Origin of the sequence: Streptomyces toyocaensis (assembly GCF_000725125.1) — a bacterium.
Lineage (GTDB): Bacteria > Actinomycetota > Actinomycetes > Streptomycetales > Streptomycetaceae > Streptomyces > Streptomyces toyocaensis.
The window spans coordinates 208521-229133 of record NZ_JFCB01000001.1 but is presented as its reverse complement, the minus strand read 5'-3'; the positions used below and the strand labels follow the sequence as shown (position 1 = coordinate 229133).

Genomic DNA, 20613 nt, shown 5'->3' with positions numbered 1-20613 from the left:
TGACCCGGCGCGCCGCGGCGAGGATCCCGGCGGGGCGGGTTTCCCGGAGGACGAACCCGCGGGGAGGCGGGCACGCCCTCGCGCAGCGCCTCGACGACCGGGGTGCGGCCGACGACGAGCTCGGAGGCCGAGCGGCCCCCGCCGCGCCGCTGCGGCCGGTCGTCGGCGTCGACGGCCTCACCGCGACGTGGGCGGGCGGCTCGCGGGGCGGGAGTCGGTGGCATGAAGCAGACGCTGGAGGTGCTGGGGTTCCTCGCCGTGGTGCGGGCGCTCGCGGGTCCGGCGAGCGAGTTCGCCGGCTGGGACCGGGGACCCGTCCACGGGTTCGCGTTCCTCGAGGGCCACGAGATCCACGCGGGCATCGCCCCGCCGGTGCCGGGCGGCGCCCCGTTCGCCGCCGCGGAGAGCCGGAAGGCCGGCTGACCGCCGGCCTTCCCGTCCCGTGCGGGGGCCCTCAGTCCCGCTCGCCGGCTCCCCGCACCACCGCGACCGGGCAGTGCGCGTGGTGCAGGAGGGCCTGGCTGACGGACCCCAGCAGCAGTCCGGTGAAACCGCCGCGCCCGCGCGCTCCGACCACGACGAGCTGCGCGGACCGGCTCGCCTCGATCAGCGCCTCGCGGGCGCCGCCGTGCACCGTCCGGTGCTCGACGACCACGTCCGGGTAGCGGTCCTGGTGGCCGGCGATCGCCTCGGCGAGCAGCCGCTCCTCCTCCCCGGCCAGCGCGCCGGGCGGGTTCGCGTACGGCGCCGCCTCGCCCTCCGGCGCGGGCAGGGGCGCGTTCCAGGTGGTCCAGGTGTGCAGCGCCACCAGGGGCGCCTTGCGCAGGGCGGCCTCGGCGAACGCGAACCCGACGGCCCTCTCCCCGGCGGCCGAGCCGTCCACGCCCAGCACGACCGGGCCGTCCGCCTGCGGCTCCTCGCGCACCACCAGGACGGGGCAGCGGCCGTGCGCCGCCAGGTGCACCGCCGTCGAACCCACCAGGAGCCCGACGAACCCGCCCATGCCCCGGGACCCGACCACCACCAGCTCGGCGCCGCGCGACTGCGCCTCCAGAACCGTCAGGGGTTCACCGGTCACCACCACCTGGTCGACGGCGACCTCGGGTGCCGCCGCCCGCGCCCGTTCGACGGCGTCCGCCACGAGGCGGTCGACCATGTTGCGCAGCCCGCCCTCCGGCGGTCCCATCGGCGACGGCCCCATGGGCACGTGCAGGGCGGGCCAGAGGCACGCGTGCACCACCCGCAGTCCCGCGCCGCGCAACGCCGCCTCCCGCGCGGCGACCTCCACCGCGGCGAGACCCGACGTCGAACCGTCCACGCCCACCACCACGAGACCGCTCACCATGCCTCCACATCCATCTGTTCCGGGGCTGTCACGTCTCAGCATCACACCCGTGCACCGCGGTCGTCTTGGGCCGTTCGGCACCGGCGGGGGCCGAACGGCATCGTCCGGCGTCGTCGGTGCGGACCTCGGTGGGGCCCGCGGCGCGGCGGCGTGTGAGGACGGCGTCCGTTCGCCGCCAGCAGCCGATCGGCGGGGGCGCTGGGATGGACGCATGACGACACACACATCCGTGAGGACCACGGAGCAGAACCTGATCGGCAAGGCGGCACTGGTCACCGGCGGCAGCCGCGGGATCGGCGCGGCGACGGCACTGCGGCTCGCGCGGGAGGGCGCGGAGGTCGCGGTGACCTATGTGAACGGCAAGGAGGCGGCCGGGGACGTCGTACGGGGGGTGGAGGCGCTGGGGCGCCGCGCGGTGGCCCTGCGTGCGGACGCCGGTGACCCCGAGGACGCGGCCGGTGCGGTGACCGCCGCCGCGCGGGAACTGGGCAGGCTCGACGTCCTGGTGAACAACGCGGGGGTCGGCGTGCTCGGCCCCGTGGAGACGCTGTCCCTGGAGGGTGTCGACCGGGTGCTCGCCGTGAATGTGCGCGGGGTGTTCCTGGCCTCGCGCGCGGCGGTGGCCGTCATGCCGCGCGGGGGGCGGATCATCACCGTCGGCACGTGCATGACGCAGCGCGTGCCGGGGCCCGGGGGAACGCTCTACGCGATGAGCAAGTCGGCGCTGGTGGGGCTGACCAAGGCGCTGGCGCGGGAGCTGGGCGAGCGCGGGATCACGGCGAACATCGTCCATCCGGGGCCGATCGACACGGACATGAACCCGGCGGGCGGGCCGTTCGCGGCCGGTCAGGCGGCGGTGACGGCGCTGGGTCGGTTCGGGACGGCGGAGGAGGTCGCGGAGACGATCGCGCATCTGGCGGGGGCGGGGTACGTCACCGGGGCGGAGTTCGCGGTGGACGGGGGGCATGCGGCGTGACGTCCGCCGTGCGGCGGCCGGAGCTCCGGCCGCCGCACGGCGTGTGGTGCCCCAGGCGGCACGACGGCCCGCGGTTGCGGCGGGGCGGCTGAGTCACGGCCGTGGCAGGGTGGCGGTTCCCCGGTCCGTCAGTGAGCCGAAGAGGCGGAGGCGGGAGATGCCGCCGTCCGGGTAGATGTCCACGCGGGCATGGGTGCCGACCGCGGGTTCCGGGAGGACGAAGCGGTGGTTGGTGTCGGGCTGGAGGCGCGTGCGGGGCAGGATCTCCTGCCAGTCGCCGTCGTCGCCGTCCCGCACCGACACCGACGCCCAGCCCGCGCTGTTGCCCTTCAGGTACGCCGTGTCGATCTCCAGGGCCCGGATCCGCGCCTGCGCCACCAGCCGGTAGCGGATCCAGTCGTGGCCCTCGTCGCGGCGGCGCCGGGTCTCCCAGCCGTCGTCCATCTTGTGCGAACGGCCCGGCCGGACGGTGTTGGCGGCCGGCGAGTAGAACAGGTCCGAAGCGTCCTCGACCCGGCCGCCGTTCTCCAGGGCGACGACGTCGAAGGTGCCGAGCGCCGCCAGCCACACCGGGTCCGGGACGACCTCGCCGTACACCCGCAGGCGGGCGATGCCGCCGTCGGGGTGCTGCTTGAGGCGCAGGTGGGTGAAGCGCTGTCCGGCCGACACCGCGAAGCCGTTGGCCGCGTGGCCGCCGACCGGGGTGCGCGGGACCAGCGTCGTCCACGTCACCTCGTCCGAGAGCAGTTCCTCCGGGGACGGTGACCCCGCCACCGAGGCGCCCTCGACGGTCACGGCCTGCGGGTGGTTGCCACGGAAGTGGGCGGTGTCCACGACGACGCCGCGGACGATCCCGGGCGCGCCGAGCCGGATCAGCGCCCAGTCGTGGTCGTCGGCCGCCGGCCAGGGGTGCTCGGCTGAGGTGCCGCGCCGGCGCCGGGTCTCCCAGCCGTCCATGATCTTGCCCTTGTGCCCGAAGTGCCCGGGGTCGAACTCGGCGCGCCCGGGCAGCAGGAGGTTCTCCCGCTGGGCGAAGAACTCGTCGTTGGCGGCGATGACACCGGCGCCGAGCCGCCGGTCGGCGAGGTCGGCGAGGTGACTGAAGGGGAAGTCGGCGGTGCGGTAGTCCGCGTACGGGTCACCGCCGCTGTAGGGGTGGGCGTCGCCGGTGAAGTTCTCGATCGCCGTCACGGTGATGTGGTCCTGCCTCTCGGGAGTCGGTGTCAGTGGGGACGGGTGAGCAGGAGGCCCTTCGGTTCGGTGAACTCGCCGTCGGCCGCGATGCGGCGGCCGCGCAGCCAGGTGGACCTGACGACGCCGTACAGGGTCCTGCCCGCGTACGCGGTCACGCGGTTGCGGTGCTGGAGCGCCGCCGGGTCGACGGTGAAGGTCTCGTCGGGGGCGAGGACGGCGAAGTCGGCGTCGCGGCCGGGCGCGATGGCGCCCTTGCGCCCGTCGAGTCCGGCCAGCCGGGCCGTCCGCTCCGACATCCAGCGGACCACGTCCTGAAGGCCGTGGCCACGCCTGCGGGCCTCGGTCCAGACGGCGGGCAGGCTGAGCTGGAGGCCGGAGATGCCGCCCCAGGCGGTCGAGAAGTCGTCCGTCTTGAGGTCGGCGGTGGACGGGGAGTGGTCGGTGACGACGCAGTCGATGGTGCCGTCCGCCAGGGCCTGCCAGAGCAGGTCCTGGTTGGCGGCCTCGCGGATGGGCGGGCAGCACTTGAACTCGCTGGCCCCGTCCGGGACTTCCTCAGCGGTGAGGGTGAGGTAGTGGGGGCAGGTCTCGACGGTGACCCGTACGCCGTCCGCCTTGGCCGCGGCGATCAGGGGGAGCGCGTCGCCGGAGGAGAGGTGGAGCACGTGCACGCGCGCGCCCAGCCGTTTCGCCTGCTCCACGAGGTGGGCGACGGCGGTGTCCTCGGCGTCGCGCGGGCGGGAGGCGAGGAAGTCGGCGTACTTGGGACCGCCGTGCTGCGGGGCGGCGGCGAGGTGGTGCGGGTCCTCGGCGTGCACGATCAGCAGGCCGTCGAAGGCGGCGATCCCGGCGAGCGAGCGGGCCAGTTGCTCCCGATCCAGATGCGGGAACTCGTCCACGCCGGACGGTGACAGGAACGCCTTGAAGCCGAAGACGCCGGCTTCGTGCAGCGGGCGCAGGTCCTCGGCGTTGTCCGGCAGGGCGCCGCCCCAGAATCCGACGTCGACGTGGGCCCGGCCGGCGGCGGCGTGCCGCTTGGTGCTCAGGTGGCCGACCGTGGTGGTCGGCGGCAGGGAGTTGAGCGGCATGTCGATCAGGGTGGTGATGCCGCCGGCCGCCGCCGCGCGGGTGGCGGTCCAGAAGCCCTCCCACTCGGTGCGGCCCGGGTCGTTGACGTGCACGTGGGTGTCGACCAGGCCGGGCAGCAGGACGTCGTCCCCCAGGTCCTCCAGGCGGGCGCCCGCCGGTACGGGTGCGTCGTGGGGCAGTACGGCCGTGATCGTGCCGTCGGTGACCACGACGGACGCGGCGCGCGTCGCCTCGGGAGTGATGACGCGCGTCGAGCGCAGCACCAGTTCGGCGTCGGACACCCGGATCCTCCTGATCTTCCACCCCGAATTCAACTTTCTGTTGAAGGAGTCTTCACTTCACTCCCGGGCCCGTCAAGGGCATGCTTCCCGTGCGGCCGGGCCGATGACCCGCTCTGGACCTTTCCACAAACCGGAACGACACTTTCGACAAGCAGAACGTAGCTCCGCGCCAGCGGGCAGTCGAGCGGCTGCCGGGTAGGCTGCTGCCCCTCCCGCCAGCCCCGAAAGGAACGCGCCGTGCCGACGTCCAGCGCCAGCACCACCGACTCCGCCCGGACCGCCCCCAGTGGCGGCGTGCAGTCCCTCGAGCGCGCCTTCGACCTGCTCGAACGGATGGCGGACGCGGGGGGCGAGGTCGGCCTGAGCGAGTTGTCGGCGAGCAGCGGGCTGCCCCTGCCGACGATCCACCGCCTGATGCGCACCCTTGTCACCTGCGGCTACGTCCGTCAGCAGCCCAACCGCCGATACGCGCTCGGTCCGCGCCTGATCAGGCTCGGCGAGTCCGCCTCCCGGCTGCTGGGCACCTGGGCGCGCCCGTATCTGGCCCGGCTGGTGGAGGAGACCGGCGAGACGGCGAACATGGCGCTGCTCGACGGGGACGAGATCGTGTACGTGGCGCAGGTGCCGTCCAAGCACTCCATGCGGATGTTCACCGAGGTCGGGCGGCGCGTCCTGCCGCACTCCACAGGCGTGGGCAAGGCCCTGTTGTCCGGCTTCCCGCCCGAGGAGGTGCGGGCCCTGCTCGGCCGTACCGGCATGCCCGCCGCGACGGACAGGACCATCACCACCCCGGAGGGTTTCCTCGCCGCCCTGGAGGACGTACGCCGCCAGGGCTACGCGATCGACGACAACGAGCAGGAGATCGGCGTCCGCTGCCTCGCGGTTCCGGTGCCGGACTCCCCGACGGCGGCGGCGATCTCGATCTCTGGGCCCGCGGGCCGGGTCACGGAGGCGGCGACGGAGAGGATCGTCCCGGTGCTCCAGCAGGTCGCGGCGGAACTGTCGGAGGCGCTCACCACCCCGGGCACCGCGCCGACCGCCTGACGGTCCGGGGCCGGGCATGCGTACGGGCGCGCGTCAATCGCGCGGCGCCCGGCCGAACTGGTCCACCGCCTCGCGCAGTTCGCGCACGCCCTGCGCCAGTGCGCTGACCGAGCCGATGGCACCGGCGACCAGCAGCAGGGAGCGTCGCAGCCGGGGAATGTCGGGGGTGTCGGCGGCGGCCAGGCCGGCCAGCGCGGCGAGCTCCTCCTCCGCGACGCCCCGGTCCCGGAACTCCACCGGGTGGGCGGCGAGCCGGCGGCGCAACCGGGCCACGGCGGAGCGCAGCTCCGTCACCCGTGGGTCCACCTGACCGCCGGACACGTGCCTGTGCTCCACGCTCCGCAACACAGTCCTCCCCCTCACACGTCGTCGTGCGCCGCCCCTTCCGGCCCCGGCCCCCGCCGGTCGGTGCGCGCCAGTAAACGCCACCCCGGGGCCCTCGCGCCAGTCCGCTGCGTCATCGGCTTGTTCCACAGAGTGACATCCGGCCCCTGGGCACCCGCGCCCGGCGCCTCACCGGACGCGCGGCCGGTGAGGTATGCAGGACTCATGACGGACGACGAAGACCAGGTCGTGGGACTGCTGCTGGCGGCCGGCGGCGGACGGCGGCTCGGCGGACGCCCCAAGGCGCTGCTCACCCACCGGGGACGGCCGCTCGTGGAGCATGCGGTGGCGGCCCTGCGCGCCGGCGGCTGCGCCCGCGTGCACGTGGTGCTCGGGGCGCGCGCGGACGAGGTGCGCGCCCGCGCCTCGCTGCCGGACTGCGTACTCGTCGGCAACCCGGCGTGGGAGCGGGGCATGGGCACCTCCCTGCGGGCCGGTCTCGACTCCCTGGCCGGCACGGGTGCGCGGGCCGCACTGGTGTCCCTGGTCGACCAGCCCGGGATCGGGCCGGAAGCGGTCGCCCGGGTGCTCGGCGCGTACGGCTCCCCCGAGTCCCTGGTGTCCGCCGCCTATGACGGCGTGCGCGGCCATCCCGTCCTGTTCGGCGCCGCGCACTGGGCGGGGATCGCCGCGACCGCGACCGGCGACCGGGGGGCACGCGCCTACCTGAAGGAGCACGCGGACCGGATCGCGCTCGTCGAGTGCGGCGACGTGGCCGAGCCCTACGACATCGACACCGAGGCCGATCTGGCCCGGCTCGAACGAGCCGGTGACACCGAGCGCCCTGGTGGCTCGACCCGGCGGATCTCGACATCAACAAAACATTGAAGTTCCACCATGAGGAAACTAGCATCCACTGATCAGAAGCAGCTGACGTCCGCACGGGCGTCCACCGCCGTACCCGGGCCGACCGGCACCCGGTGCCACGCACGCGAAGGAAGTGACAGCTGATGTCCGCACCAGCGCCGTCCCCGCTGGCCGTCGTCGACGCCGAGCCCCTGCCCCGGCAGGAGGAGGTCCTCACCGAGCCGGCGCTCGCCTTCGTGGCCGAGCTGCACCGGCGGTTCACGCCCCGGCGCGACGAGCTCCTCGCCCGCCGCGCGGAACGCCGCGCCGAGATCGCCCGCACCTCCACGCTCGACTTCCTCCCGGAGACGGCCGCGGTCCGCGCGGACGACTCCTGGAAGGTGGCCCCGGCCCCCGAGGCGCTCGACGACCGCCGTGTCGAGATCACCGGCCCCACCGACCGCAAGATGACCGTCAACGCCCTCAACTCCGGCGCGAAGGTGTGGCTCGCGGACTTCGAGGACGCGTCCGCGCCCACCTGGGAGAACGTGGTCACCGGCCAGCTCAACCTGATCGACGCCTTCACGCGGAACATCGACTTCACCGACCCGGGCACCGGCAAGTCCTACGCCCTGCGCCCGGACGAGGAGCTGGCGACGGTCGTCGTGCGCCCGCGCGGCTGGCACCTCGACGAGCGTCACCTCACCGCCCCGGACGGCACCCCCGTGCCCGGCGCGCTCGTCGACTTCGGCCTGTACTTCTTCCACAACGCCGAGCGGCTGATCGACCTCGGCAAGGGCCCGTACTTCTACCTCCCCAAGACGGAGTCCCACCTGGAGGCCCGGCTGTGGAACGAGGTGTTCGTCTTCGCGCAGGACTACCTGGGCGTCCCCCGGGGCACCGTGCGCGCCACCGTCCTGATCGAGACGATCACGGCCGCGTACGAGATGGAGGAGATCCTCTACGAGCTGCGCGACCACGCCTCCGGTCTGAACGCCGGCCGCTGGGACTACCTCTTCTCCATCGTCAAGAACTTCCGTGACGGCGGGTCCCGGTTCGTCCTGCCGGACCGCAACGCGGTGACCATGACCGCGCCGTTCATGCGCGCGTACACCGAACTCCTCGTGCGCACCTGCCACAAGCGCGGCGCACACGCGATCGGCGGCATGGCGGCGTTCATTCCCTCCCGCCGGGACGCGGAGGTCAACAAGGTGGCCTTCGAGAAGGTCCGCGCCGACAAGGACCGGGAGGCGAACGACGGGTTCGACGGCTCCTGGGTCGCCCACCCCGACCTGGTCCCCCTCGCCATGGAGTCCTTCGACCGGGTACTCGGCGACAGGCCGAACCAGAAGGACCGCCTCCGCGAGGACGTCGACGTCCACGCCGCGGACCTCATCGCCATCGACTCCCTGGACGCGAGGCCGACGTACGCCGGCCTGGTCAACGCCGTGCAGGTCGGCATCCGCTACATCGAGGCCTGGCTGCGCGGGCTCGGCGCGGTCGCCATCTTCAACCTGATGGAGGACGCGGCCACCGCCGAGATCTCCCGCTCCCAGATCTGGCAGTGGATCAACGCGGAGGTCGTCCTCGACAACGGCGAGCAGGTCACCGCCGAGCTGGCCCGCGAGGTCGCCGCCGGGGAACTGGCCGGCATCCGCGCGGAACTCGGTGAGGAGGCCTTCGCGGCCGGCAACTGGCAGCAGGCCCACGACCTGCTGCTGAAGGTCTCCCTCGACGAGGAGTACGTCGACTTCCTCACCCTGCCGGCGTACCGGCAGCTCCAGGGCTGAGCCCGGCCGGATGTCCCGGACGGCGCGGATCGCCCGGGGCACCCGCGTCCGCCGTCACCCCAGGTGTACCGACCAGTCCTGTTCCGCCGCCGGTTCACCGTGCAGGTCCGGAACCCGTTTCAGCCAGTCGGGCCGCCCCTGGCGGGTCCGCGCCGCACGCCGGGCGTTCTCCTCGGCGAGCTGCCGCGCGGTGGGGAAGTCGGTGGGCAGCCAGGCCCGCGACGACCGCACACGCGCGTGGAGGTACGCCACATAGGCCTCCCGGACCTCGCCGGGCGTGGCGAAGCGGGAGTCGCCCGCCAGCCAGTCGTCGGGGACCTCCGCGGCGATGGACCGCAACAGCTCCTCGGTCACCTTCGGGGCCAGCTCGGCGTCCGCGGCGCGGACGTCGGGACCGTACCGGCCGAGGGCGTGGTGACGGAAGTCGTAGGCCCTGCCGGGGTCGGAGCCCTCCCAGCGGTGGTGGAAGACGAGGGCGGCGCCGTGGTCGATCAGCCACAGCCGCGCGGGTGCGACGCCGAGTGCCGGCCAGACCACCAGGTTGGAACTGTGCACGGTCCGGTCCACGTTCACCGTCAGGGCGTCGAGCCAGACGACGCGCCCGGCCTCCAGCGGATCGACGGCGAACACCTCGGCGATCTCCGGGGTGAAGTCCCGGGCACCCGGCAGATGGTCCATGCCGAGATTGATTCCGGCACTGGCGGCGTGCAGGTCCCGCACCTCCTGGTGCGGCTCGCCGTCCGCCACCGCCGGATCGAAGTGCACCAGCACCAGCTCGGGGAACCGCAGCCCGAGCGCCCGCGCCAGCTCCCCCACGATCACCTCGGCGACCAGCGCCTTGCGTCCCTGCGCGGACCCGGTGAACTTCACGACGTAGGTGCCGAGGTCGTCGGCCTCGACGACGGCGGGGACGGAGCCGCCGGTGTGCAGCGGTTCGACGTAGCGGGTCGCGGTGACCTCTCTCAGCATTGTGCGTGCGCCCCCTGCTTCCGGCCGTCGGCGTGACACATGAAAAGGGCATGGTAACGGCCCGTCCACTACTCGATCGAGCAGTGGCCACTACCCACCTTGGAGTCCTGGTGGTGTTGCTGCGGTACTGGCCGGATGGCGATGATGCCGGGGGAAGACGCACGGCCTTTCCGCGAACGCGCTCAACCCTACCTTCCGACAGGTGAGTGGACGCATGTGGAGTAATGTGGAGGCCCTTATAACGGGAAACGACTCCGCCGACACTGAATTTCCGGCGCAGAAGACACCGTCGCACAGGGCCCGCGTGGACGACGCCGCCACGTCAGAGGGGCCGGCCCCCGCACGGGTCCCGATCTCCTCCCTGCTGCCGGCCGACTCCCCCCGGCTCACCGGGGAGAACCCCGAGCACGTGGAGTCACTGGCAGCGGCGCGGAATCTGCCGCCCATTCTCGTCCAGCGCGGCACGATGCGGGTGATCGACGGCATGCACCGGGTACGGGCCGCGCTACTCCGGGGCGAGGACACGATCACCGTCACGTTCTTCGAGGGGGACGACGGCGAAGCCTTTCTCCGGGCCGTCGACGCCAACATCACACACGGACTGCCGCTCTCGCTGGCGGACCGGGAGGCCGCGGCCCGCCGGATCCTCGCGACCCGCCCGCAGTGGTCGGACCGGACAGTCGCGGCCGCCACCGGACTGTCCCACACGACGGTGGGAGCGATCCGGCGCCGCTCCGGTCTCCCGGCCGCGCGGGACGGCAGCCGGGTCGGAAGGGACGGACGGGCCCGCCCCGTGGACGCCGCGGCGGGCAGACGGCGGGCGAGCGAGGTCATCGCCATGCAGCCCGACGCCCCGCTGCGGGCCATCGCCCGGGAGGCCGGCATCTCGGTGGGGACGGCCCGGGACGTGCGGGAACGCCTGCGAGCGGGCCGGGACCCGGTCCCGGACTCGCAGCGCGGCCCCGCCCGGGAGCCCGTCCCGTCGGCCGGCGGCCCGGCGGAGTCACCGCGGCCGAGCGCGGGCAGCATCCGTCAGGGCCCGGACTGGCGCTCGGTGGTGGGCAGTCTGAGCAGGGACCCCGCGGTGCGGTACGCGCAGAACGGCCGGGCCTTCGTCCGGTGGGTCGACGGCCACGTGATCGAACCCGTCGAATGGTGCGAGCTGATCGACGCCGTGCCGCCGCACTGGCGGAACTCCATGGCCGAGCTGGCCCGGTCCTGCGCCGGGGCGTGGCTGGAGTTCGCGCAGGAGCTCGAACAGAGGGCGCGGACGACGTCCGGGCCGGGAGTGGCGTGAGCGGCATCCGGCGGATTCCCGGGCGGCGTGCCCGGCGAGGGGGAAGCGTGAGCACTGCAGGCGACCGTCCGCACCTGACGCTGACACGCGCCGGGCACGACCGCCGTCGGCCGGAGCACCCGGACCGCCGACGGGCCACCACCGCCGAGCACGTCGCACAGCCGGCTGTCGCCTGGCACATGCTCGTGGTGGACAGCGACACGGCGTGCGCGGACGTGCTGGTGCGGAGCCTGCTGCGGCAGGGTCACGAGGCGGAACGGGTCGCCACGGGCATGGCCGCCCTGGACTCCCACGGGCAGGCCGACATGGTCCTCATCGATCTCGACCTGCCCGACCTCGACGGCCTCGAGGTCTGCCGGCGCATCCGCGCCGGCAGCGGCGTCCCCGTCATCGCCGTCACCGGGCGCGGCAGCGAACTGGACCGGGTCCTCGGCCTGCAGGCCGGGGCGGACGACTATGTCGTCAAGCCCTACGGGTTCCGCGAACTCATGGCCCGCATCGAAGCCGTGATGCGCCGCAGCCAGGGCTGCGCGCCCCCGGCGGATCCGTCGGTGATCGCGCACGGACCGCTGCTCATCGACGTGTCCGCACGCAGGGTCAGCCTGGACGGCCGCCCCATCGACCTGACGCGCAAGGAGTTCGACCTGGTGCGTCTCCTCGCCTCGCAGCCCGACGCCGTCCTGCCGAGGCAGCGGATCATGCGGGAGGTGTGGGGGGACGCGTGGTCACGCCGGACCATCGACACGCACATCAGCAAGATCCGCAGCAAACTCGGCTCCCCGGGGTGGATCGTGACCGTGCGCGGCGTCGGCTTCCAGCTGGGCCGGCAGGGGGCCGCGGGCGGCGACCCGGGGTCCGGTGCCGCGTCGGAGGGCTGAGGCCCCGCTGCCTCCCGGCGAGTGGTGGCGCGACTACGGCAGGACGGCGACGGTCGCCGCGTAGCACAGGCCCGCCCCGTAGCCCACGAGCAGGGCGAGGTCTCCGCTCCGGGCCTCTCCCGAGGACAGCACCGCGTCCAGGGCCAGCGGAACGGAGGCACCGGAGGTGTTGCCCGCCGTCACGATGTCCTTGGCGACGACGGTCGATTCCGGCAGTCCCACCCGCCTCGCGATCGTGTCGATGATCCGGACGTTCGCCTGGTGCGGGATGAAGACGTCGACGTCGGCGGGCTTGATCCCCGCTGCCGCCAGAGCCCGCTTCGCGACGTCCGCCATCTCGTAGGCGGCCCAGCGGAAGACCCGCTGGCCTTCCTGCCGCAGATACGGGAAGGGGTCCTCGCCGGTGCCGTTCCTCAGCGCGTCCCACGGGACGCTCTGCTCGATCGCGTCCGCCTGGGACCCGTCCGCCCCCCAGACCGCCGGACCGAACCCGGGGCTCGTGGCGGGGCCGATCACCACGGCCCCGGCGCCGTCCCCGAAGATGCAGGCCGTGGAACGGTCGCGCAGGTTCAGCAGGTCGGTCATCCGCTCCACGCCTACGACCAGGACATGTCCGCCGCGGCTGCGGACGGAGTCGGCCGCGAGCACGACCCCGTGGACGAAACCGGCACAGCCCGCCGACACGTCGAAGGCGGCTGCCCGTGTGGCGTCGATCCGGTGGGCTATCTCGGTCGCGATGGCCGGCGTCTGTTTGAGATGGGTGAACGTGGCGGCGATGACGCAGGTGATGTCCGCCGTGCTGAGACCGGCGGCCGCGACGGCCTTGAGCGCGGCCTGCTCCGCCATCACCCCCAGGGTCTCGTCCGGGCCCGCCCACCGCCGTGTGACGATACCGGTGCGGGAACGCACCCAGTCGTCGGAGGAATCGATGAGCCGGCATGCCTCCTCGTTGTCGACGATCCGACGCGGGCGGTACGAGCCCACTCCCATGATCCTTGCGTACCGGGCGCCTTCGGGCGCGTCAAGCTCTGGTTTCACCGTGCTCCTCCACGAACGATTTTCAGGGAATTTCTTCGCGGGCCGGTTCGTGCAATGAGTCTCTTTCACGGGTACGGAACGGAAAAGGGTCGCGCATTCAACTCGACGTCAGGAAATGTCAATTCCGTGCGGCGTGTCGGCGCGGTCTCCGGAAAATGTCAGAAGAGTGTCACCTTCGATGAACGTCGCTCTTGAATCAGCCCGTCCGGACCATGGGCGCCGGTCTGCGGGTCCGCAGCGCCGTCCGCAGGGCGTCCGCGACCCGTTCGACCTGACCCGGGGTGAGCTCGGCGTGCATGGGGAGGGCGAGGTTGTGCCGGAAGAGGTCCGCCGAGACGGGGCAGGCGTGCTTCGCCGCCTCGTACGCGGGCAGCAGGTGGGTCGCCCACGCGCCGTGCCCGCAGCCGATGCCCCGCGCCCGCAGCTCGGCGGCGACCGCCGCGCGGTCCACGCCCGGGTCCAGCGTCACCACGTAGGACTGCCACGCGTGGCAGCGGTTCTGCGGCACATGCGGCAGCGAGAGCAGCTCCTCGTCCGCGAGCAGGCCCGCGTAGCGGGCCGCGACGGCCCGCCGGCGCCGCAGCAGCTCCTCCGTCCGGGCCAGCTGCACCCGCAGGATCGCGGCGGCGACGTCGGACGGCCGGTGGTCGCGGGCGACGTCGACGCACTCCGGGGCGGCCGCGAGGCCGGCCGGTCCCTCGTCGACAGCGCCTCCGAGGACGGCCGACGACCGGGTCCGCGCGGTGGCGCCGAAGACAGGATCGCGGGTCAGCAGTGCCGCCCCCTCACCTCGCACGGCCCCTTGGTGCCCGGGGGGCGAAAGGCAGGCCACCGGTGCGAGGGCGCCCGCTCGGCGTCCCTTGTAGCTCGCGCCCGCCGCGCAGATGGCGTCCTCGACGAGGAACAGGCCGTGGCGGTCGGTGAGCCACCTCAGTTCCGTGTAGTCGGCCGGCAGGCCGACGGTGTCCACCGCGATCACGCCCACGGTCCGGGGCCCGATCAGGTCCGCGACCGCCCACGGGTCGACGGTGCCCGTGTCGGCGCGCACGTCGGCGAGGACGGGGACGGCACCGGCGTGACGCACCGCGTGGGCGGGGACCGGAGACCCGTAGTCGGCGACGATCACCTCGTCGCCCTGCTCGACCCCGAGCCCGAGCATGGCCAGCCGGAGCGCCCCGGCACCGTCGCTCACCACGACCGCGTCGGCGGCGTCGAAGCGGTCGGTCAGCTCCGCCTCCAGCTCCCTCGCCGGCCGGCCCGCGGACCGGCCGGCGGCGAAGACCTCGGCGACGGCGGCCAGTTCCCGCTCTCCCAGGCTTGCCTGCACCAGGGGAATCACTGTCGTCACCCCGTTCCCTTGGCCCACGCCTCGATGAGCTCGGTGGCCTGGTCGGCGTTGAGTCTCGGATCGCACAGCGTCGTGTAGTGCCGTTGCAGTGCGTCCTCGTTCTCCACGGGCCCGCCGACGCACTCGGTCACGTCGTCGGCGGCGACCTCGATGTGGAGTCCGGCGGCGTGCTGCCGTCCGCCCTCGACGATGTCGCGGAACCGCAGCGCCTCGTCGATCACGTCGGTGAGGTGGCGTGTCTTGAGGCCGAGACCGGATTTCACGGTGTTGCCGTGCATGGGGTCGCTCAGCCACACCACCGGGTGCCCGGCGTTCGCCACCGCGCGGACGAGGGGCGGCAGCGCCTGCTGGATCCGGTGACGGCCCATCCGCGGTATCAGGACGAGGCGGCCGGGCTCGCGCCGCGGGTCGAGCACCTCGCACACGCGCAGGACGTCGTCGGCGTTCGCGGTCGGTCCGATCTTGCACCCCACCGGATTGACCACGGCGGAGAGCAGGGCGACATGGGCCTGGTCCGGCCGGCGGGTCCGCTCCCCCACCCATGGCAGGTGGGTGGAGCCCAGGTACAGCTGGTCGGTCTCGGGGTCGCGGCGCACCAGCCGGGACTCGTAGTCCACGACCAGGGCCTCGTGGCTCGACCACGGCCCGTCCGTGGTCGACGGCCCCCCGTCCCCCCGGCGGTGCGTCCGCATCGCCCGCTGCACGGCGGAGCCGGCCTCGTAGGCCCACACCATGCGCCGCGGGTCGGGCTGCCGCGTCTGCGGCACGGCGAGCTCGGAATTGATCATGTGCCCCCGGAACGAGGGGATCACCAGCGCGCCGTGGTTCTCGGTCGGCTGCGACCTGGGTTTGGCGAACTGCCCTCCCATGCGGCCGACGCGCAGGACGCGCCGTCCGGTGAGCTCGCTGAACCGGCTTCCCAGCCGGTCGATGACCTGGAGCTTCTGAGCCGTGTGCCGTGGCGTGCACTCGTAGAGGCTCTCTGCGCAGTCACCCAGCTGAAGCAGGAGCGCGCCGGTGGTCAGCAGGTCCGCAAGCGACCACCGCAGCTGCTGGACCTCGGCGGCCCGCACCAGGGGCGGGGCCGACTCCAGGATCCGGCATGACGCGTCGTAGGCGGCGTGGTCCCGCCACTGAGGTTGCTGCGCCGCCGGCTTTCCCTCCCACGGCCCGCTGTGGTTGACGTCCGCCGTAACGCCTGATGGCTGCATGTGTGCTCCTGTCGAGGATCAGCACCGCCCGGTGGAGGAGTGCGAATGGCGTGTCCCGGCGGCCGACGCCCGTGGGGCGGGGTGACGGCACACGGTGAGCAGGCACCGTCGCCAGGGGTCGTGCGGCATGCGGTCGGGCGCCTCACCCGGCGCCCCTGACGCGCCGGATCACGGCGGACGGGTCCGGATGGGGCCGGTTCCCGCGCCAGGCCACGTGGTGGTCGGGCCTCAGGAGGACGAGGTCCCGTTCCCAGATCTGCCGGGCGCCGGCATCGGTGACCACGGTGTGGGCGACCGGGAGTCCCTGCGCGGCCGCCGCGTCGAGGAGCGGCGCCGCCCGGCCGTCGCCGGCGAAGTCGACCAGAGTGAAGGACGGTGCGTAACGGTCGAGGATCGGGGTGCCGTCGTCGAGGAGGAGGCCGGGCGGGCGCCCTCCCGGCCAGGTGGTCGGCGTGTACTCCCGGGGGCTCCACGGGGGTTCGGGACCGTCCTCGTGGCAGACGACGGGAGAGTCGCGGTAGCGGTGGCCGAGTTCGATCCCCCGGTACTCGTTCTCCCCTCGCTCGGCGTCGAGGTGGGAGGCCACGGCGTCCGGCGGTGCGCCCTCGCGCAGGAGCGCCCCCGCCTTCAGGTGGACGCCGAGGTGCCGGTGCGAGGTGTGCAGGGTGCGCAGGCCCACCGGGTGGCGTTCGGCCTGGTAGCTGTCCAGCAGGGCCGGGCCGCCGAAGCCCTTGACGAGTGCGGCGGTCTTCCAGGCCGCGTCGACGGCGTCGCCGATGCCGGTGTTCATCCCGTAGGCGCCGGTCGGGAACATGCGGTGGGCGGAGTCGCCTGCCAGGAGGACCCGTCCGGCGCGGTAACGGTCCGCGATCATGAATCCGGGGCGCCAGCGCGAGGTCAGCAGCACCTTGTCGATCTTGAGATCGACGCCCGTCGTCTGTCGCAGGAAGGCCGCCGGGTCGGCCGGGGGCGTGTCGAACTCGGCCGGTTCCAGACCGTTGACATGGATCGTCCAGGTGTCGACCTCGTCCTGGGCGATGATGACGTACCGGAAGGCGAAGTAGTGCCAGAACCGGCCGTGCCGGTGCAGGGTGTCCAGGTCCCGGCTCTTGAAGTGCACCATGAAGGCCCCGGGGAGGCCGGGTACGTCGAAGCCCTGCTCGCCGATGCCCGAGACCTCGCGCACCCGGCTCGACGCACCGTCGCACCCGATGACGTAGCGGGACCGCAGCAGGACCTGCTCGCCGGTCATCACGTCGGCCAGCCGGCTGGTCACCCCCGCGTCGTCCTGTGTCAGGGTGTCGAACCGCAAACCGCAGCGCAGCTCGACCAGCGGTTCGCGCCGGCAGTGCGCGCGCAGCACCGGCTCCAGCTCGATCTGGGAGATGCGCTGGCCCGGCTCGGCGGGCTGGGTGCCGTCGTTCCGCTCGGCGATGCGCCGCCGTTCCTCGTCCACCGAGGGAAGTCTCCAGGTGGTGATCGGCTCACCGGCGAGGCCCGTCGACCAGATCACGTCGGCCCGGTGCCCGGGGGCGACGCCGGCCGCGCGGACGTCGTCGGCGAGGCCGAGCCGGCGGAAGAACTCCATGCTGCGGCTGTTGACGTAGTCCAGTTTGGGGTGGACGGACGTCTCGACGCCCTGGTCGACGAGTACGCAGGGAACGCCCTGACGGGCGAGCGCCAGGGCGGCGACCATCCCCACGGGGCCCGCGCCCACGACCAGTACCGGTACCGGCTCCACGATTGCCCTCCAAGCGCGCTGGGTCGGTTCGACCGCCCCACGAGGTCCGTGGTCGGCCGGTGTGCTGTGCCGTGTGTCCTGCTCGGCCGGGCCCGCCCGTGACCACGCCGCCGGCGGGCGGACGCGGCGGCCGGTACGCAGTCTCGGACCGGCGCTCCGCCCGGGCATGCCCCATTCACGGGATTCCGGACGGCCAAGCCGGGCATGGCGCGCGCCCCGGTCCGAACGGCGTGAACGGGCGATGGTCCCGGGCGGCGGACGGGATCGATGGTGACGGCATGACGTCGTTGCCTCAGACCGAGTCAGTGCCCCGGACCGATGCGTGGACGTACGACGACTTCACGAGCCCGGAGCTCGACCCCGCCCGCTGGACGATCATGTCGATCACCGGCGCGGACGGCGCGCGGCACGAGTACCGGGACCGCAACGCCCGGGTGCGCACCGGGGACGGGCGACTGGAGCTGACCGTCAACCCGTTCACCCGCTTCCACGACACGGACCCGCGGCAGAACAACGCCAAGCAGATGTACCGGTCGGCGCGGCGCTTCGCCGTGCCGGCGTCCGGCCTGCTGACGTTCGAGGTCGAGATGGGGGTGCGGACCTACGGTCAGGTCCCCCACGACCTGCTGGACGCCTTCGGCACCGTGAACGTCTTCGACCTCGAGACGGGTGTGGTGCTCAACGCCGCCGCGACGAACGACACCGTGTACGCGGTGATCGAACGACTGGCGCTGCCGGGAGTGGCGGAGCCGCACGAGCACTTCATCCACCGGGTGGTGCTGAACGTGCCGACGGAGCCGGGACAGCGGCACCGGTACGCCATCGGTTACCGGGCCGGCACGTCGGAGGCGGAGTTCCGTGTCGACGGCCGGCTCGCCTACTGGGCACGGCTTCCGGTGGCGGTGACGGGCTTCCACGCCGGCATGGCCCTGTTCTCGGCCCGTGATCTCTCGCGCTACACGCGCGCGGAGCGGGAGCACGGACAGGGCGCGACCGGCCGGTGGGGACCGTGGCGTGTCACGGCCGGCGTCAGATGAGCACTTCTCCGCCGTCGATGTTCAGGTTGACGCCGTTGATCGCACGGTTCTCCAGCAGGAACCTGATCGCGTGGGTGCAGTCCTCCATCGTCACCGGCCGCCGGGTGAGGGCACCCGCCGCGGCGGCCTCGCGTGCGGCGGGCTTGTCGCTCCAGAACGGCGTGTCCGAGACGATGCTCGGGTGCAGGGCGCTGACCCGGATCGGCGAGAGTTCCACCGCCAGCGTCCGCACCAGCGCCCCGATGCCGCCGTTCGCGGTCGTCACGGACGTGGAGCCGGGGTAGGGCCGGTGACTGGCCAGGCCGCCGATCAGGACGGCGGCGCTGTCGTCGGTCATCCGCGGGGCGAGGGCGTGCAGCACCTCCGTGTAGCCGGTGAGCTTCACCGTCAGCAGCCGGATCGCGTCGGCCGGCCGGTACCCGCGCACCGTGTTGTGGTCCCGGTCGAGCGCCGCGAGCACCAGCTGGTCGACGCGCCCGACCTCGGCCAGCGCGGACCCGATCCGCTCCGGGTCGGCCAGTTCCAGGGCGAGTCCGCGGGTGCGCCCGCCGATCTCGTGGGCGACGCTCTTGGTCCGCTCCTCCGAACGGCCGGTGATGATCACGTCGTCACCCCGCTCGGCGCAGGACCGGGCGAAGTGCCTCCCGATTCCCGACGTTCCGCCGATGACGACGACATGGGTGCGCTGGGACATGGACGTGTACCTCCGTGGGTGGGTGAGGGTCGGGCAACGGACGCGAGGGGTGCGGTTCAGGCCCCGAGTGCGGCCAGCACGTCGGCCGCGGTCAGCGGTACGGCGCAGCGGTCCGCGGCGTAGCGGAGTGCCATGAGGTGGTCGTCGAGCGAGAGGTCGGCCAGGGCGTCCGCCACGAGGAACGGCTGGATGTCGCGGCTGAACGCGTCGCAGGCGGTCATGAGGCAGCCCATGTGGGCGTAGACACCGCAGACGACGAGCTGGTCCCGTCCCGACCGCCGCAGCCGTTCCTCCAGGTCGCTGCGGAAGAACCCGCTGTAGCGCCACTTCGTGAGCACCGTGTCGCCCTGCTCCGGGGCGACGTCGTCGGCGATGGCGCGGTCGGCCTCCCCGGCATCCATGCCGGGTCCCCAGAAGTCGTGCAGCAGCCCGCGGTCCTTCCGGCTCATTCCGCCCGGCTGCGCCGTGTACACCACCGGCACCCCTGCCGTACGCGCCGCGGCGAGCAGCTTGGCGACGTTGCCGAGGAGTTCGGACAGCGGCGACTGCCCGGCCGGGAACGGGCGCAGGAAGTACCGCTGCATGTCGTGCACCAGTACGACGGCGCGCTCCGGCTCCGGCCGCCAGGTCACCGCCGCGGTCGGCAGATCGGCCTGTCCGGGCATGCGGTACGGCGCGATCGGTTTCATGGCCATGGTCCGTCTCCTGAAGTCCGTCGGGTGGCGTCACACGTGCAGCGCGGCGCCGCCGTCCACGTAGAGGTCGTGCATCGTCACGTGACCGGCCTGGTCGGACACGAGGTACGCGACGGCCTCGGCCACGTCCTGCGGCCGGGCCAGCTTCCGCAGCGGGATGCCGACGCGGTACGCGCTCGGCGAGCCCTCGATCACCTGCCGGGGATCCCCGCCCTCGCCGAGCATCGCGCGCAGCATGGGGGTGTCCGTCGAGCCGGGCGAGACGACGTTGCACCGGATGCCGTAGTCGGCGAGCTCCAGCCCCAGGCACCGGGTGAACTGCGCCGACGCCGCCTTGGACGCGGCGTAGGCGGACATCTCGGTACGCGGCACACCGGCCGCGTTGGACGCCACGGTCACGATCGCTCCGCCGCGGCGGAGCATCATCCGCCGGGCCACCGCGCGGGACACGTGGAACACCCCCGAGGCGTTGACCGAGAAGATCTCGTTCCACTGCTGGTCCGACAGCTCGACCACCCGGCCGGTGTGCAGCACGCCGGCCGCGTTGACGAGGATGCCGATGGGGCCGAGCTCCTCCTCGACGCGCCGCACGAGCGCGTCCACCGGCTCGCTGTCGCACACGTCCGCGCGGTAGGCGCGGACGGAGGCCCCCTCGGCCTCGAGTTTGGACACGACGGTGGTGAGCGCCTCGATGTCGCGGTCCACGGCCGCGACACGCGCTCCCGCGCCCGCCAGGGTGCCCACCACGGCGGCACCGATGCCCCGCGCCGCTCCGGTGACCAGGGCGACCGTGGATTCGATTCCGGTCAGTTCCAT

General features: G+C 73.2%; 20 protein-coding genes. 8 read left to right on the top strand and 12 right to left on the bottom strand.

Going from position 1 to position 20613, the window contains the following annotated elements; translation table 11 throughout:
- Positions 1-222: 222 nt before the first annotated feature.
- Positions 223-423, top strand: a complete 201-nt coding sequence (locus tag BU52_RS01020) for a hypothetical protein (RefSeq protein WP_037926293.1) — start codon at positions 223-225, stop codon at positions 421-423.
- Between the two features lie 31 nt (positions 424-454).
- On the opposite strand, the gene BU52_RS01015 is transcribed toward BU52_RS01020, so the two are convergent.
- A complete protein-coding gene (locus tag BU52_RS01015) occupies positions 455-1345 on the bottom strand; it encodes a universal stress protein (protein WP_407702022.1) in 891 nt (296 codons plus the stop codon).
- 211 nt (positions 1346-1556) lie between these two features.
- Between BU52_RS01015 and BU52_RS01010 the strand changes: the two genes are divergently transcribed.
- Complete coding sequence (locus BU52_RS01010) at positions 1557-2321, top strand: SDR family oxidoreductase (protein WP_200881135.1); 765 nt, start codon at positions 1557-1559, stop codon at positions 2319-2321.
- Positions 2322-2414: 93 nt separating this feature from the next.
- Here the strand turns inward: BU52_RS01010 and alc are convergent, their stop codons facing one another.
- Together alc and allB are read right to left on the bottom strand one after the other, a co-directional pair.
- On the bottom strand, positions 2415-3512 hold the full coding sequence (gene alc, locus BU52_RS01005; RefSeq protein WP_037926287.1) for an allantoicase: 1098 nt from the start codon (positions 3510-3512) through the stop codon (positions 2415-2417).
- A 32-nt stretch (positions 3513-3544) separates the two neighbouring features.
- Complete coding sequence (gene allB / locus BU52_RS01000) at positions 3545-4885, bottom strand: allantoinase AllB (protein ID WP_037926285.1); 1341 nt, start codon at positions 4883-4885, stop codon at positions 3545-3547.
- A gap of 237 nt (positions 4886-5122) precedes the next feature.
- On the opposite strand from allB, the gene allR reads away from it, so the two are divergent.
- Entirely contained in the window at positions 5123-5929 is an 807-nt protein-coding gene (gene allR, locus BU52_RS00995; protein WP_037926282.1) for an allantoin degradation transcriptional regulator AllR, read from the top strand.
- 33 nt (positions 5930-5962) lie between these two features.
- On the opposite strand, the gene BU52_RS00990 is transcribed toward allR, so the two are convergent.
- Positions 5963-6277: a DUF5955 family protein gene (locus BU52_RS00990; protein WP_037926279.1), complete on the bottom strand. Its 315-nt coding sequence runs from the start codon at positions 6275-6277 to the stop codon at positions 5963-5965.
- A 201-nt stretch (positions 6278-6478) separates the two neighbouring features.
- On the opposite strand from BU52_RS00990, the gene BU52_RS00985 reads away from it, so the two are divergent.
- Together BU52_RS00985 and aceB are read left to right on the top strand one after the other, a co-directional pair.
- The gene (locus BU52_RS00985) at positions 6479-7141 is read left to right on the top strand and encodes a nucleotidyltransferase family protein (RefSeq protein ID WP_235216233.1); all 663 of its coding nucleotides are present in this window, start codon (positions 6479-6481) and stop codon (positions 7139-7141) included.
- 122 nt (positions 7142-7263) lie between these two features.
- Positions 7264-8889, top strand: coding sequence for a malate synthase A (gene aceB / locus BU52_RS00980; RefSeq protein ID WP_037926276.1), 1626 nt, complete (start codon positions 7264-7266; stop codon positions 8887-8889).
- A 54-nt stretch (positions 8890-8943) separates the two neighbouring features.
- Here the strand turns inward: aceB and BU52_RS00975 are convergent, their stop codons facing one another.
- The gene (locus BU52_RS00975; protein ID WP_037926273.1) at positions 8944-9858 is read right to left on the bottom strand and encodes a HipA family kinase; all 915 of its coding nucleotides are present in this window, start codon (positions 9856-9858) and stop codon (positions 8944-8946) included.
- Between the two features lie 304 nt (positions 9859-10162).
- Between BU52_RS00975 and BU52_RS00970 the strand changes: the two genes are divergently transcribed.
- Both BU52_RS00970 and BU52_RS00965 read left to right on the top strand, forming a co-directional pair.
- Positions 10163-11155 (top strand): ParB/RepB/Spo0J family partition protein, encoded by a 993-nt coding sequence (locus tag BU52_RS00970; RefSeq protein WP_051857787.1) that lies wholly within the window; start codon positions 10163-10165, stop codon positions 11153-11155.
- Between the two features lie 47 nt (positions 11156-11202).
- Positions 11203-12033 (top strand): response regulator transcription factor, encoded by an 831-nt coding sequence (locus BU52_RS00965; protein WP_407702021.1) that lies wholly within the window; start codon positions 11203-11205, stop codon positions 12031-12033.
- Between the two features lie 33 nt (positions 12034-12066).
- Here BU52_RS00965 and BU52_RS00960 read toward each other — a convergent pair whose 3' ends face one another.
- The 4 genes from BU52_RS00960 to BU52_RS00945 form a co-directional block, all read right to left on the bottom strand.
- Positions 12067-13071 carry a beta-ketoacyl-ACP synthase III gene (locus tag BU52_RS00960; protein WP_037926270.1) on the bottom strand — a complete coding sequence of 335 codons (1005 nt, stop codon included), beginning with the start codon at positions 13069-13071 and terminating at the stop codon, positions 12067-12069.
- 196 nt (positions 13072-13267) lie between these two features.
- Complete coding sequence (locus BU52_RS00955; RefSeq protein WP_037926268.1) at positions 13268-14419, bottom strand: DegT/DnrJ/EryC1/StrS family aminotransferase; 1152 nt, start codon at positions 14417-14419, stop codon at positions 13268-13270.
- Complete coding sequence (locus BU52_RS00950) at positions 14416-15630, bottom strand: 3-deoxy-7-phosphoheptulonate synthase (protein WP_037926266.1); 1215 nt, start codon at positions 15628-15630, stop codon at positions 14416-14418. The genes BU52_RS00955 and BU52_RS00950 overlap by 4 nt, the downstream gene beginning before the upstream one ends.
- 142 nt (positions 15631-15772) lie before the next feature.
- Complete coding sequence (locus BU52_RS00945; protein WP_235216232.1) at positions 15773-17371, bottom strand: FAD-dependent monooxygenase; 1599 nt, start codon at positions 17369-17371, stop codon at positions 15773-15775.
- A 278-nt stretch (positions 17372-17649) separates the two neighbouring features.
- Here BU52_RS00945 and BU52_RS00940 point away from each other — a divergent pair, with 278 nt between their 5' ends.
- A complete protein-coding gene (locus BU52_RS00940; RefSeq protein WP_051857783.1) occupies positions 17650-18408 on the top strand; it encodes a DUF6081 family protein in 759 nt (252 codons plus the stop codon).
- Here the strand turns inward: BU52_RS00940 and BU52_RS00935 are convergent.
- The 3 genes from BU52_RS00935 to BU52_RS00925 are packed head-to-tail and all read right to left on the bottom strand — an operon-like array spanning position 18401 to position 20613.
- On the bottom strand, positions 18401-19102 hold the full coding sequence (locus tag BU52_RS00935) for an SDR family NAD(P)-dependent oxidoreductase (RefSeq protein ID WP_037926260.1): 702 nt from the start codon (positions 19100-19102) through the stop codon (positions 18401-18403). The genes BU52_RS00940 and BU52_RS00935 overlap by 8 nt on opposite strands.
- A gap of 56 nt (positions 19103-19158) precedes the next feature.
- Complete coding sequence (locus BU52_RS00930) at positions 19159-19797, bottom strand: isochorismatase family protein (protein WP_037926258.1); 639 nt, start codon at positions 19795-19797, stop codon at positions 19159-19161.
- A 30-nt stretch (positions 19798-19827) separates the two neighbouring features.
- Positions 19828-20613, bottom strand: a complete 786-nt coding sequence (locus tag BU52_RS00925; RefSeq protein WP_037926255.1) for a 2,3-dihydro-2,3-dihydroxybenzoate dehydrogenase — start codon at positions 20611-20613, stop codon at positions 19828-19830.